General features: G+C 38.6%; 14 protein-coding genes and 1 other annotated feature. Of the genes, 9 read left to right on the top strand and 5 right to left on the bottom strand.

Features of this window, described 5'->3' with window-relative positions; translation table 11 throughout:
* Window positions 1-14: 14 nt before the first annotated feature.
* A complete protein-coding gene (luxS, locus tag PMI_RS01840; RefSeq protein WP_004244776.1) occupies window positions 15-530 on the top strand; it encodes an S-ribosylhomocysteine lyase in 516 nt (171 codons plus the stop codon).
* A gap of 130 nt (window positions 531-660) precedes the next feature.
* Here the strand turns inward: luxS and PMI_RS01845 are convergent, their stop codons facing one another.
* Together PMI_RS01845 and PMI_RS01850 are read right to left on the bottom strand one after the other, a co-directional pair.
* The gene (locus PMI_RS01845; protein ID WP_004247404.1) at window positions 661-1,935 is read right to left on the bottom strand and encodes an HlyC/CorC family transporter; all 1,275 of its coding nucleotides are present in this window, start codon (window positions 1,933-1,935) and stop codon (window positions 661-663) included.
* A gap of 35 nt (window positions 1,936-1,970) precedes the next feature.
* The gene (locus tag PMI_RS01850; protein WP_004244774.1) at window positions 1,971-2,771 is read right to left on the bottom strand and encodes a cytochrome C assembly family protein; all 801 of its coding nucleotides are present in this window, start codon (window positions 2,769-2,771) and stop codon (window positions 1,971-1,973) included.
* Between the two features lie 172 nt (window positions 2,772-2,943).
* Here PMI_RS01850 and ffh point away from each other — a divergent pair, with 172 nt between their 5' ends.
* The 7 genes from ffh (at window position 2,944) to tyrA (ending at window position 9,159) form a co-directional block, all read left to right on the top strand.
* Window positions 2,944-4,305, top strand: coding sequence for a signal recognition particle protein (gene ffh / locus PMI_RS01855; RefSeq protein ID WP_004244773.1), 1,362 nt, complete (start codon window positions 2,944-2,946; stop codon window positions 4,303-4,305).
* A 137-nt stretch (window positions 4,306-4,442) separates the two neighbouring features.
* Window positions 4,443-4,691, top strand: coding sequence for a 30S ribosomal protein S16 (gene rpsP, locus PMI_RS01860; RefSeq protein WP_004244772.1), 249 nt, complete (start codon window positions 4,443-4,445; stop codon window positions 4,689-4,691).
* Window positions 4,692-4,709: 18 nt separating this feature from the next.
* On the top strand, window positions 4,710-5,255 hold the full coding sequence (rimM, locus tag PMI_RS01865) for a ribosome maturation factor RimM (protein ID WP_004244771.1): 546 nt from the start codon (window positions 4,710-4,712) through the stop codon (window positions 5,253-5,255).
* Between the two features lie 39 nt (window positions 5,256-5,294).
* Entirely contained in the window at window positions 5,295-6,047 is a 753-nt protein-coding gene (gene trmD, locus PMI_RS01870) for a tRNA (guanosine(37)-N1)-methyltransferase TrmD (protein ID WP_004244770.1), read from the top strand.
* Window positions 6,048-6,099: 52 nt separating this feature from the next.
* The gene (rplS, locus tag PMI_RS01875; protein ID WP_004244769.1) at window positions 6,100-6,453 is read left to right on the top strand and encodes a 50S ribosomal protein L19; all 354 of its coding nucleotides are present in this window, start codon (window positions 6,100-6,102) and stop codon (window positions 6,451-6,453) included.
* A gap of 451 nt (window positions 6,454-6,904) precedes the next feature.
* Window positions 6,905-7,999, top strand: coding sequence for a 3-deoxy-7-phosphoheptulonate synthase (locus tag PMI_RS01880; protein WP_004247405.1), 1,095 nt, complete (start codon window positions 6,905-6,907; stop codon window positions 7,997-7,999).
* 35 nt (window positions 8,000-8,034) lie between these two features.
* On the top strand, window positions 8,035-9,159 hold the full coding sequence (gene tyrA, locus PMI_RS01885) for a bifunctional chorismate mutase/prephenate dehydrogenase (RefSeq protein ID WP_004252261.1): 1,125 nt from the start codon (window positions 8,035-8,037) through the stop codon (window positions 9,157-9,159).
* A 104-nt stretch (window positions 9,160-9,263) separates the two neighbouring features.
* Here tyrA and PMI_RS19375 read toward each other — a convergent pair whose 3' ends face one another.
* The gene (locus PMI_RS19375; protein ID WP_004244766.1) at window positions 9,264-9,437 is read right to left on the bottom strand and encodes a hypothetical protein; all 174 of its coding nucleotides are present in this window, start codon (window positions 9,435-9,437) and stop codon (window positions 9,264-9,266) included.
* A gap of 29 nt (window positions 9,438-9,466) precedes the next feature.
* Window positions 9,467-9,622 carry a hypothetical protein gene (locus tag PMI_RS19380; RefSeq protein WP_004247407.1) on the bottom strand — a complete coding sequence of 52 codons (156 nt, stop codon included), beginning with the start codon at window positions 9,620-9,622 and terminating at the stop codon, window positions 9,467-9,469.
* Window positions 9,623-10,009: 387 nt separating this feature from the next.
* Between PMI_RS19380 and PMI_RS01890 the strand changes: the two genes are divergently transcribed.
* A complete protein-coding gene (locus PMI_RS01890) occupies window positions 10,010-11,350 on the top strand; it encodes an anaerobic C4-dicarboxylate transporter (RefSeq protein ID WP_026090474.1) in 1,341 nt (446 codons plus the stop codon).
* A 93-nt stretch (window positions 11,351-11,443) separates the two neighbouring features.
* On the opposite strand, the gene pheA is transcribed toward PMI_RS01890, so the two are convergent.
* Window positions 11,444-12,601 (bottom strand): bifunctional chorismate mutase/prephenate dehydratase, encoded by a 1,158-nt coding sequence (gene pheA, locus PMI_RS01895; protein WP_004244764.1) that lies wholly within the window; start codon window positions 12,599-12,601, stop codon window positions 11,444-11,446.
* A gap of 35 nt (window positions 12,602-12,636) precedes the next feature.
* Window positions 12,637-12,755, bottom strand: a sequence feature (Phe leader region).
* Window positions 12,756-12,764: the final 9 nt, after the last annotated feature.

Genomic DNA, 12,764 nt, shown 5'->3' on the forward strand with positions numbered 1-12,764 from the left:
TTAGGAGGTTTTTTATGCCGTTATTGGATAGCTTTACTGTTGACCATACACGTATGTCTGCACCTGCGGTACGCGTTGCTAAAACGATGAAAACACCCTCTGGTGATACTATTACCGTTTTTGACTTACGCTTTACTGTCCCAAATAAAAAAGCCATGCCTGAGAAAGGAATTCATACGTTAGAGCACTTATTTGCAGGTTTCATGCGTAATCACTTAAATGGTGAAGGTGTTGAGATCATCGATATTTCGCCAATGGGATGTCGTACAGGCTTTTATATGAGCTTAATTGGTCAGCCTGATGAGCAACGTGTTGCTAATGCATGGAAGGCAGCTATGGAAGATGTATTGAAGGTTAAAGATCAAAACCATATTCCTGAGCTTAATGTCTACCAATGCGGAACTTATGAAATGCACTCGTTAGCTGAAGCTCAAGATATTGCACGAGACATTTTATCTCACACTATTGGCATTAATCATAATGATGAATTAGCACTACCAGAAGACAAACTCAAAGAGTTACAAATCTAGTTACAGTTGCTTTATAGATAAAGAGACAATAACTCAAGCTATTTGCTCTTGATTTGTTGTCTCTTTTAATTTGATGGGTGATTTATCATAACGGCCAACGCCAATTGCATTGAACCGCTATTAATAATCGCTAGTGACGAGAGGGCGTAAGATGGCGGATCAAGGCTTTCTTAATCACATTGTCTTGCACTTCCAACACTTCAAATTCATAACCATCAATCGTTATTTTGGCACCTACTACGGGTAAATCACCCAACTCTTCAATAATAACCCCATTAATTGTTCGTGCTTCATTTTCTGGTAAATGGCAAGCAAAGGCTTTATTGATATCTCGGATATTAGTTGTGCCATCCACTAATAGTGAACCATCTTTTTGTGGGATCACTTCTTCTGCTAAAGAAGGAGACATTGAGGTAGTAAAATCACCGACAATCTCTTCTAGGATATCTTCAACAGTGACTAATCCTTGAATTTCACCATATTCATCGACGACAATACCGGCTTTTTCATTATTACGTTGAAAATTAACTAGTTGTAAGCTAAGTGGTGTACTTTCTGGGATAAAATAGATTTTATCAGCCGCTTTAATCAAAATTTGTTTAGTAAATTCTTTCTTCTCTGTCATAAGACGGTAAGCTTCGCGTACTCGTAGCATACCAATGACATCATCGAGGGTATCACGATAAAGGACAATACGCCCATGAGGGGAGTGAGTTAACTGTCTGACAATGGATTTCCACTCATCATTGACATCAATACCAAAAATTTCATTTCTTGGTACCATAATATCGCCAATGGTCACTTTTTCTAAATCCAAAATAGAAATCAGCATATTTTGGTTACGCTGTGACAGTTTCGATTTTGATTCATTCACAATGGTGCGTAGTTCTTCTTTTGATACCGCATTACCCTGTATTACGGGGGATTTAATACCGAAAATGCGCATAAACACTAAGGTAATTTGGTTAAAAAACCACACAACGGGCAACATGATTTTCTGTAAAGGTGACAAAAGAACGCTACTTGGATAAGCGAAACGTTCTGGATAAAGCGCTGCGATAGATTTTGGTAGTACCTCAGCAAAAATAAGAATGACAAAGGTTAATACACCTGTTGCAATAGCTACTCCTGCATCACCATATAAACGCATTCCTACAATAGTGGCGAGAGCGGAGGCGACAATATTAATCAGGTTATTACCAATTAATACTAAGCTAATCAATCTATCGGGACGCTGTAATAGTTTTTCTACTCTTTTGGCTGAGCGATTACCTTGCTTGGCCGCGTGGCGTAGCCGATAACGATTGATAGTCATCATGCTAGTTTCAGTGCCTGAAAAATAGGCTGAGGCAAAGATCATACCGATAAGTATGATAATGAGCGTTGTTGTCGACACATGCTCCAAAATTGAGTTCCTTTTGCTACCTTAAAATGAAAAGATTAATTAAGCATTAACTCTTGCAATAAACGATTACCAAAAAAAGCTAATGTCAAAATAATGGCACCGATCAGGTTAAAAATAACCACTTTTTTCCCACGCCAACCCTCACGGAAGTGTCCCCATAATAAAATGATGTAGACAAACCACGCAATAATAGAAAATATTGATTTATGGATATTTTCTTTACCAAAAATATTATCCATATATAACAGGCCGGTACACAAGGTTAATGTCAGTAATACTACCCCCACTTGGGTAATATGAAACATTTTACGTTCAATTGACATTAATGGTGGCATTTGTGGTGAAAATTTTAGTTTCTTATTTTTTAGTTGATAGTCGAGCCAGCTGAGTTGTAAGGCATATAAAGCAGCAATTAACAAAGTGGCGTAACTTAATAAAGCAAGCCCAATATGAATAAAGAGCGATGTGCTACTTTCAAGGTGGGTGACAAACTCACCTGGCATCAAGGCGGCAATAATGAGATTGACTATGGAAAAGCAATAAACAATAGGCAGCAAAAACCAAGCTCTACCACGGGAAGCAACAATGGTCATGATAACGCAGACCATTAAACTGACCACCGCCCCTAAATTGGTGAGTGACAGATTTTGCCCGCTATGTGGACGGAAAATCAAAAATTTTAATGAGATAGCATGGGTCACAAGGGCGACCACCGCAAAAAGCAGCGCTAATCCACGGTATCCATTTTGCTCTTTTCTCAGCAAACTGGGGAGAATAAACACCAGACTGAGTAAATAAGCGCAGACAGCAACGATAGAGATTGATATAACGGGCATAGTTTCGCTTACATAATAGGGTACATAATTGCTTAGTATAGCGCTAGGTGAATTCCGCTCCAACTATTGAAGTCATTAAGCGTAAATCTCTATGCAGAGATCTGCGCGTCATCGTGATATAATCGATAAAATAGACGACAGACAAGCCCAACTTTAACACTGAGCTAAGATAATGTTTGAGAATTTAAGTGACAGATTATCGCGCACATTGCGCAATATCAGCGGCAGAGGCCGACTGACCGAAGAAAACATTAAAGACACACTGCGCGAAGTGCGTATGGCTTTATTAGAAGCTGATGTGGCTTTGCCCGTGGTTCGTGAGTTTATTGCACGTGTCAAAGAGAGTGCAGTAGGTCATGAAGTTAACAAAAGTCTGACCCCAGGTCAGGAATTTGTCAAAATTGTACAAAATGAGCTGGTAAATGCGATGGGAGAGGTCAATAACGATCTTGACCTTTCAGCTCAGCCTCCTGCCGTGGTATTAATGGCTGGTTTACAGGGTGCGGGTAAAACGACAAGTGTTGCTAAACTCGGTAAATTTTTAAAAGAGAAAAAGAAGAAAAAAGTATTAGTAGTTTCTGCTGACGTCTATCGTCCCGCAGCGATTAAACAACTGGAAACCTTAGCCGAAACGGTTGGTGTTGACTTTTTCCCTTCAACGGTACAAGAAAATCCCGTCACCATTGCTAGCAATGCGTTAAAACATGCTCAGCTCCAATTTTATGATGTATTGCTGGTGGATACTGCGGGTCGTTTACATGTTGATGAAGGCATGATGGAGGAGATCCAACTTCTTCATAAAGCAATCAATCCAGTAGAAACCCTATTTGTTGTTGATGCAATGACAGGCCAAGATGCTGCCAACACCGCAAAAGCCTTTAATGAAGCACTCCCTTTAACAGGGGTGGTATTAACTAAAGTTGATGGTGATGCTCGTGGTGGTGCAGCATTATCTATTCGTCATATCACAGGGAAACCAATTAAATTCCTCGGTGTTGGTGAAAAAACAGAAGCATTAGAACCTTTCCATCCCGATCGTATTGCCTCACGTATTTTAGGCATGGGCGATGTTCTTTCATTAATTGAAGATATCGAAAGTAAAGTTGACCGAGCGCAAGCTGAAAAGCTGGCAACTAAACTAAAAAAAGGGGACGGTTTTGATTTAAATGATTTCTTAGATCAGTTAAAGCAAATGAAAAACATGGGGGGCATGGCGAGTATGCTAAGTAAAATGCCCGGCATGTCTCAGGTGCCTGATGCGGTGAAATCACAAATGGACGACTCAATTTTAGTCAAAATGGAAGCTATTATTAGCTCAATGACGAAAAAAGAGCGCCAAAAACCTGAAATCATCAAAGGTTCTCGTAAACGTCGTATTGCGATGGGATCGGGAACACAAGTGCAAGACGTCAACCGCTTATTAAAGCAGTTTGATGATATGCAACGTATGATGAAAAAGATGAAGAAGGGCGGCTTGGCTAAGATGATGCGTGGCATGAAAGGTATGATGCCACCAGGCTTTCCAGGTCGCTAAAAGCAAAAAGTCCGAAAAAAACGTCGCTTTGGATTGCTTTTTTCGCCAAAGTGAGTAAACTTTTCGGGCTTTTTATATGACAACCGGACGCCATTCCTCGATGGGGTCTGGTTGTTTTGTTAACTAATGAGGATGTTATGGTAACAATTCGTTTAGCTCGTGGCGGCGCAAAAAAGCGTCCGTTTTACCAAGTAGTCGTGACCGATAGCCGCAATGCGCGTGATGGTCGTTTTATTGAACGTGTAGGTTTTTATAACCCACTGGCAACCGGTAATGCAGAAGAATTACGTTTAGACGTAGACCGTGTTGAACATTGGGTTGCTCAAGGCGCAACTGTTTCAGAACGTGTTGCTGGCCTGATCAAATCAGCGAAGAAAAGCGCTTAATCTGTCGCGGTGGTAACAATGAGCGAACAAAAAACCTTTAAAGAGCCTGTAGAACCTATTGTTATGGGTAAGTTGGGCTCACCTTACGGGATCCGTGGTTGGCTCAGAGTTTTTTCTTCCACCGAACATGCCGAAAACATTTTTGAATATCAACCGTGGTTTATTCAACGACATGGTCAATGGGAATCCATTGAGATAGAAACTTGGAAACACCACAATCAAGATATTATCGTCAAGCTAAAAGGTATTGACGACAGAGATGCTGCAAATATTTTGACTAATTTTGAAATTGTCGTAAGTGCTACACAACTTCCTGATCTAGACGGTGAGTATTACTGGAAAGATCTGATGGGTTGTCAGGTAGAAACTGACAAGGGCTACGATTTAGGTGTCGTTAACGACATGATGGAAACGGGCTCAAATGACGTCATGGTAATCAAAGCAAATCTGAAAGATGCATTCGGTGTCAGGGAGCGGTTAGTTCCGTTTCTTGATGGGCAGGTTATCAAGAAAGTCGATCTCTCAGCGAAAAAAATTATCGTTGATTGGGATCCTGGTTTTTAGATTCTCCGGTTAACGGTTCTCAACAGTGGGACAGTGCAAATGTGGATTGGGGTAATTAGCCTATTTCCTGAAATGTTCCGCGCTATAACCGAGTACGGGGTGACTGGTCGGGCAGTGAAGCATGGTCTGCTGAATGTGGAATGTTGGGATCCCCGAGATTTCACTTATGACAGACATCATACAGTAGATGATCGCCCCTATGGCGGTGGTCCCGGTATGTTGATGATGGTACAACCGTTAAGGGAAGCTATTCATCAAGCAAAAGCTGCGGCAGGTGATGGTGCAAAGGTGATTTATTTATCACCTCAAGGGCGCAAACTCGATCAACAAGGTGTTTGCGAATTGGCCACAAATGAGAAATTAATTCTGGTTTGCGGTCGGTACGAAGGAATAGATGAGCGTGTCATTCAGACCGAAATCGATGAAGAGTGGTCTGTTGGTGATTACGTATTAAGTGGTGGGGAACTCCCTGCCATGATAATGATAGATGCAGTAGCACGTTTTGTTCCTGGTGTTCTTGGACATGCGGCTTCGGCGAAAGAAGACTCTTTTGCAGAAGGATTACTGGATCATCCTCACTATACTCGTCCAGAGGTGTTAGATGGTATGGCGGTTCCGGCAGTGTTACTGTCTGGTAATCACGCTCATATTAATCGCTGGCGTATGAAACAATCGCTGGGCCGGACCTGGCTAAGAAGACCTGAGCTTCTGGAAAGCCTAGCTCTGACTGACGAGCAAAGAGTGCTGTTAGCAGAATTCCAGCAGGAACATTTGCAAAGAACAGCAGAGTAAGTCTGACACAAAGTGTCATTAATATCAGTTTACCTAGGGTAAGAGAGTTATTATGAGCAATATTATTAAACAAATCGAACAAGAACAAATGAAGCAAGATGTACCTTCATTTCGTCCAGGCGATAATGTAGAAGTTAAGGTATGGGTCGTTGAAGGTTCTAAAAAACGTCTGCAGGCATTCGAGGGCGTGGTTATCGCTATTCGTAACCGCGGTCTGCACTCTGCATTTACTGTTCGTAAAATTTCTAATGGCGAAGGTGTTGAGCGTGTATTCCAAACTCACTCCCCAGTCGTAGATAGCATCACAGTTAAACGTCGTGGTGCGGTTCGTAAAGCTAAACTGTACTACCTGCGTGAGCGTTCAGGTAAGGCTGCACGTATTAAAGAGCGTCTTAACGCTAAATAATACGCTTTCGCACATCCGAAAGTTATGGTTAAAAGGCCAGCATCAGCTGGCCTTTTTTTGACTATAACCTGCTCTATTTCCTCTAATGTCTTCTATCTTTTTATAAGCACTCGACAATAGCTCACTCTCTTGCCTATTTTTCTCATCATTAAATAACATCTCTTATAAAGTCGTTTCATCTGCTAGGTGAAGGCCAATTTCTTGCGGGTGTAAAATTAAAATTACAGTCTGCTATTTTTATTTTATCTTAGTCACATTTTTTGTGTTATTTTGGATATTTATAATCTATTGATTTATAAGAATAAATCTAACAATATCTCTATTATGTAAACATATGATTACGATTATACCTTTTTTATTGAAAATATGGATTGATTTCTTTACATTGCATGTTATCTTATCGTTTAGACACACAAAAATCACAATGACAGACATAAAAAAGGTAACGATTATGATCATGCAAAAAGACGCACTCAATAATGTCAACATCAGCGAAGAGCTGGTGTTAATTACGCCGGAAGAGTTAAAACAAAAATACCCGTTGAGTCGTAATGATCTGCATGCCATTACTCAATCACGTCAAACTATTTCTGAAATTGTTCAACGTCGTGATCCGCGTTTATTAGTGGTATGTGGCCCTTGTTCTATTCATGATGTCGATGTTGCGTTAGATTACGCAAAACGTCTAAAAGTCTTAGCGTCTGAGTTAAGTGATAGTCTGTATATTGTGATGCGTGTCTATTTTGAAAAACCTCGTACAACAGTTGGTTGGAAAGGTTTAATTAGTGATCCGTTTATGGATGGCAGTTTTGAGATGGAAAAAGGCTTACATATTGCCCGTAAACTATTAACAGAGTTGGTTCAGTTAGGTTTACCTTTAGCTACGGAAGCCTTAGATCCTAACAATCCTCAATACTTAGGTGATTTATTTAGTTGGTCAGCTATTGGGGCAAGAACGACCGAGTCTCAAACCCATCGTGAAATGGCATCAGGTTTATCAATGCCTGTTGGTTTTAAAAATGGCACAGATGGTAATTTAGATACGGCTATTAATGCGATGAAAGCGGCTTCTATGCCACATCGTTTTATGGGCATCAATCAATCAGGACAAGTCTGTTTATTACAAACACAAGGCAATCCTGATGGACATGTTATTTTGCGTGGGGGTAAGAAACCTAATTACCATGAAGAAGATGTCGCGTTATGTGAAGCTCATATGATAAAAGCGGGATTAACACCATCATTGATGATTGATTGTAGTCATGGTAATTCAAATAAAGATTTTCGTCGTCAATCTGTCGTGGTTGATTCAGTGATTGAGCAAATTAAAAAAGGTAATCAATCAATAACAGGAATTATGTTAGAAAGCCATATTAATGAAGGCAATCAGTCATCAGAGCAGCCTCGTAGTGAGATGAAGTACGGTGTTTCTGTTACTGATGCATGTATTAGCTGGGAAACCACTGAATCGGTGTTAAGAAATCTGCATCAGCAAATTTCGCCAGTTTTAGCACAGCGTGCAGCGCAACTAAGAAAAGTTAGCTAACCCAATAACACTTTAATAAGAAGAGGCAAGCATAGATGGCTGAAGAATTACAAAATTTGCGAGAGCAAATTGATCAGGTGGATAAAACATTGCTTTCTTTACTCGCCAAAAGAATGCAATTGGTAGCAGAAGTGGGAGAAGTTAAAAATCGCCACGGGTTACCTATCTATGCACCAGATAGAGAAGCCGCAATGCTTGCTTCTCGACGTAATGAAGCAGAAAAAATGGGTATTTCTGCTGATTTAATTGAAGATGTTTTACGTCGAGTAATGAGAGAGTCATATAGCAAAGAAAATGATAAAGGCTTTAAAACACTTAATCCCCAATTAGGCAAAATTGTCATTGTGGGGGGGAACGGAAAAATGGGGAGACTTTTTTCTCGTCTCTTTACACTTTCTGGCTATCAAGTGGAAAGTCTTGAAGCGGATGAGTGGCAAAGTAAATCTCCGGCTATTTTTGCGGATGCTGGTATGGTGATAATCAGTGTCCCAATCCATTTAACGGTTGATGTTATTGAGCAATTACCGCCCTTGCCAGAAAATTGTTTATTGGTAGATTTAGCCTCAATCAAGCAAGCGCCTTTAGAGGCGATGTTAAAAGCACATAATGGCCCTGTTTTAGGACTACATCCAATGTTTGGTCCAGATGTGCCAAGTTTAGCAAAACAAGTTATCGCTTATTGTGAAGGGCGAGATTTATCACATTTTGAGTGGTTGCTTGAGCAACTTATGGTGTGGGGAGCAAGAGTAGAGGCTATTACTGCACAAGAGCACGATAAAAATATGAGTTTTATCCAAGCATTGCGACATTTTACTACTTTTGCATATGGGCAACATTTGGTGAAAGAGAATGTCGATTTAGCCAGTTTATTAAGATTATCTTCTCCCATCTATCGTTTAGAGCTAGCGATGATTGGTAGGCTCTTTGCTCAAGATCCACAATTATATGCCGATATTATTTTATCTTCACAAGAAAACATTAACTTGATCCGTAGATATCATCATTCATTAGGTGAAGCTATAGCCTTATTAGATATAAACACAAAAGATGAATTTATTGGCTCATTTAATAATGTAAGTGATTGGTTCGGTGATTATGCTTCACAATTTATGAAAGAGAGTGGTGCGTTATTACAAAAAGCCAATGATAGCCGGATTTAGTATAAATATACATAAACGCTATACCTAATACTTATAGTAAGAAAAACGAATGACAGGTTATGTTATTCGTTTTTTATTTTATATGTTATATCTTGCGATAAATATTACCACTCATCATCACAAGGGGGCCAAACACAGCGAGTAGATTGTTGAGTATTGCTATTATGTTGACAATACTGATTAACAGTGCTGGTATCTTTGATTTTATTATCCCAAGTATAAGCGCTAGCATAAAAAGCGAATAAACTTGATAGTATAAAAATAATTAATTTCTTCATTTTCTTCTCCTAACGTTGATAGGTATAACTTAATAATCTTTCGGATCGGGGCATGGGCTTACGGTACAGCGAGTTGAACTTATATGGTGATCTAATGAATAGGAGTAATAGCCTTTTCCTTTATGAGCACTATCAACGAAATTCAAATAGCTCAAACCTAGCAGTAGCATGATAATTGTATGCATATCTATTCCTTACTTATTCAATATTCATAATGAATAAACCAATATACATTTAGAAAAAATGAATGAAATTTCTATTTTTAGCAATCACCTAATAATGACAACATTATATTATTTTTAATTTATTTGTTATGTAATTGTTGTCTATGGGTTTAATTAGTTAATGATAAATGTTCAAGAATGTCTTTTCTTTTTAAGCTATTTGTTGGTGAGATCTTAAATTTGCATAAAATAATTAACGGATATTAAAACTATAACAACGATCAAAAAAATACCTATAACAGATGCCGTAAATTATATTGGTCGACGTTGTTTTTTTGCAAAAAGTGCTAACGATTTAATTGTATTATTTTTTATTTCTATTCCGATGCGTTTTTTAAGGGGTTAATGATGGATTTTATAATACAACTCGCCATTATATTAGTTTGTTTATTTTATGGAGCAAGGAAAGGGGGAATTGCATTAGGTCTATTAGGCGGAGTGGGGCTGGTTATTTTAGTCTTTATTTTTAATTTACCTCCGGGTAAACCGCCTGTCGATGTGATGTTAGTGATTATTGCTGTCGTCTCTGCATCTGCAACGTTACAAGCATCGGGTGGTTTAGATGTTATGTTGCAAATAGCTGAAAAATTATTAAGAAAAAATCCGAAGTATATTTCTATTGTTGCACCTCTCGTTACCTGTACCCTGACTATATTATGTGGTACTGGACATGTGGTTTATACCATTTTGCCTATTATCTATGATGTATCGATTAAAAATAATATTCGTCCAGAAAGACCGATGGCAGCCAGTACCATTGGTTCACAAATGGGAATTATCGCAAGTCCCGTATCTGTTGCGGTCGTCACCTTAGTGGCAATGTTAGGTAATGTCACTTTTAATGGTAAGCATCTTGAATTTTTAGATTTATTAGCGATTACCATTCCATCAACCTTTATTGGTATTTTAGCCATTGGGATTTTTAGCTGGTTTAGAGGTAAAGAGTTAGATAAAGATCAGCGCTTCCAAGATTTTATTTCCATACCAGAGAATCATGATTACGTTTATGGTGATACTGCAACATTGTTAGATAAAAAATTACCAATGAAAAATTGGGTAGCAATGTGGATATTCTTAGGTGCGATTGCGGTTGTTGCTGTATTAGGTGCATTTTCTGAATTACGTCCCGTATTTAATAATAAACCATTATCTATGGTATTAGTTATTCAAATGTTTATGTTATTAGCGGGCGCTTCTATTATTATTATTTGTAAAACTAATCCCTCACTTATTTCTAAAAATGAAGTTTTTCGCTCCGGTATGATAGCCATTGTGGCGGTCTATGGTATTGCTTGGATGGCAGAAACCATGTTCTCTGCACATATGAAAGAAATAGAAGCTGCATTAGGACAATTAGTTCGTGAGTATCCTTGGGCTTATGCCGTTGTCTTATTACTTGTTTCTAAGTTTGTTAATTCACAAGCCGCCGCATTAGCCGCAATAGTCCCCTTGGCTTTAGGTATTGGTATTGATCCTGCCTATATTGTTGCTTCAGCACCGGCGTGTTATGGCTATTATATTCTTCCTACTTACCCCAGTGATTTAGCCGCTATCCAATTTGACCGTTCAGGAACAACACGTATAGGTCGTTTTGTTATTAATCATAGCTTTATTTTACCGGGATTAATTGGTGTTACTGTTTCTTGTATTTTTGGCTGGGTATTTGCTGCTATGTATGGTTTTTTATAATTAGCTAAATTATCCTGGGAATAGAGTCATAAAAGTAGAAAAGCCAGATAACAATAAGCTATCTGGCTTTTGGTTATAAAGTAGGGTAATAAGCTATTGTATTTCAACGGGTACAATATTTTCTGAAGGATAGCATCCTAATACTTTGAGTGAACGAGATGTTTTTGATAAGTCATGTAATGCTTTTTGCATATTGATATCCCGTAAATTAGCTTGTACATCAATATAAAACATCTCTTCCCAAGGTGTACCATTTATTGGGCGAGACTCTAATTTAGTCATAATAATGCTGTATTGTTTTAAGGTAATTAAAGCATCAACTAATGCCCCTGCTTGTTGCCCCGTTGCCATTAAAAAGGTGGTTTTTGCAGGTACTTGTTCTGATACATCAATAGGTTTACGGGCAATCACAATAAAACGAGTAACATTAATTTGTTGATTAGCTAAATTACTAGCAAGTGGTGTTAAATTATAAAGCGATCCGCCAGCTTCACTGCCAATAGCGGCTACATGGGGAGATTGTGCTAATGCAACTTTTTCCATTGCCGCAGCTGTGCTTTCACAATATTCAATTTTCCAGTGAGGGTATTGATTTAAATAGTGACTGCACTGTTGGAATGGTTGTGGATGGCTATAAATAGTGTGTAATTCTTCTAGGCTACTCTTAACTGCTGTTAATAAAGCATGGTTTATCGGAATACGAATTTCGCCAACAATCGACAGCGAGGTGGTTTGTAGTAAATCATAAACATCATTAATTGCACCAGAGCTGGTGTTTTCAATAGGTAGTAAACCGTAATCCGCTTGTCCTGTTTCTACCAGTGTAAAAATATCTTCAAATTTATGGCAAGTGCAATCAACAAAAGTATCAAAATGGCGGGCTGCATATTGGCGAGCGGCAATATGAGAATAAGAACCTTTAGGGCCTAAATAAGCAATTCTTGCAGATTCATTTGCAGTCGCATTAAGGTGTTGCTGTAAAATGGCTTGCTGCGTGAGCACCGAATCTTCGATGATCATTTGGAAAATACGGCTGATATAAAAGCCATCTAATCCAACGTTTTTCCCTTTTTCGATTAATAGTTCAAGCAGTTCACGCTCACGGTTTTTATCTCGAATAGGGCGGTGGGTATTTAATTTAAATTGGGCAACTTCAGTCGATAATTGGCGTCTTTGAGCTAATAGTGAAAGTAGTTCAGAATCTAGCGCAGTGATTTTATCTCTGATTGCTAATAAATCGAGTTTTTCCATGTTAGTGCCCTATACTTTTGTATCGTACCATTTTAAATAAAAAAGCCTCCATTTTTGGAGGCTATTGTCGTTCTTACTTTTCTTTCTGAAATAAACAAAGCCTCTTTAAGAATAGAGTAAAAAGAAAAAGAAGAATGGCAAAAAAGAGTGAGTCATCATTATA

Source organism: Proteus mirabilis HI4320 (genome assembly GCF_000069965.1).
In the GTDB taxonomy this organism is placed as follows: Bacteria; Pseudomonadota; Gammaproteobacteria; order Enterobacterales; family Enterobacteriaceae; genus Proteus; species Proteus mirabilis.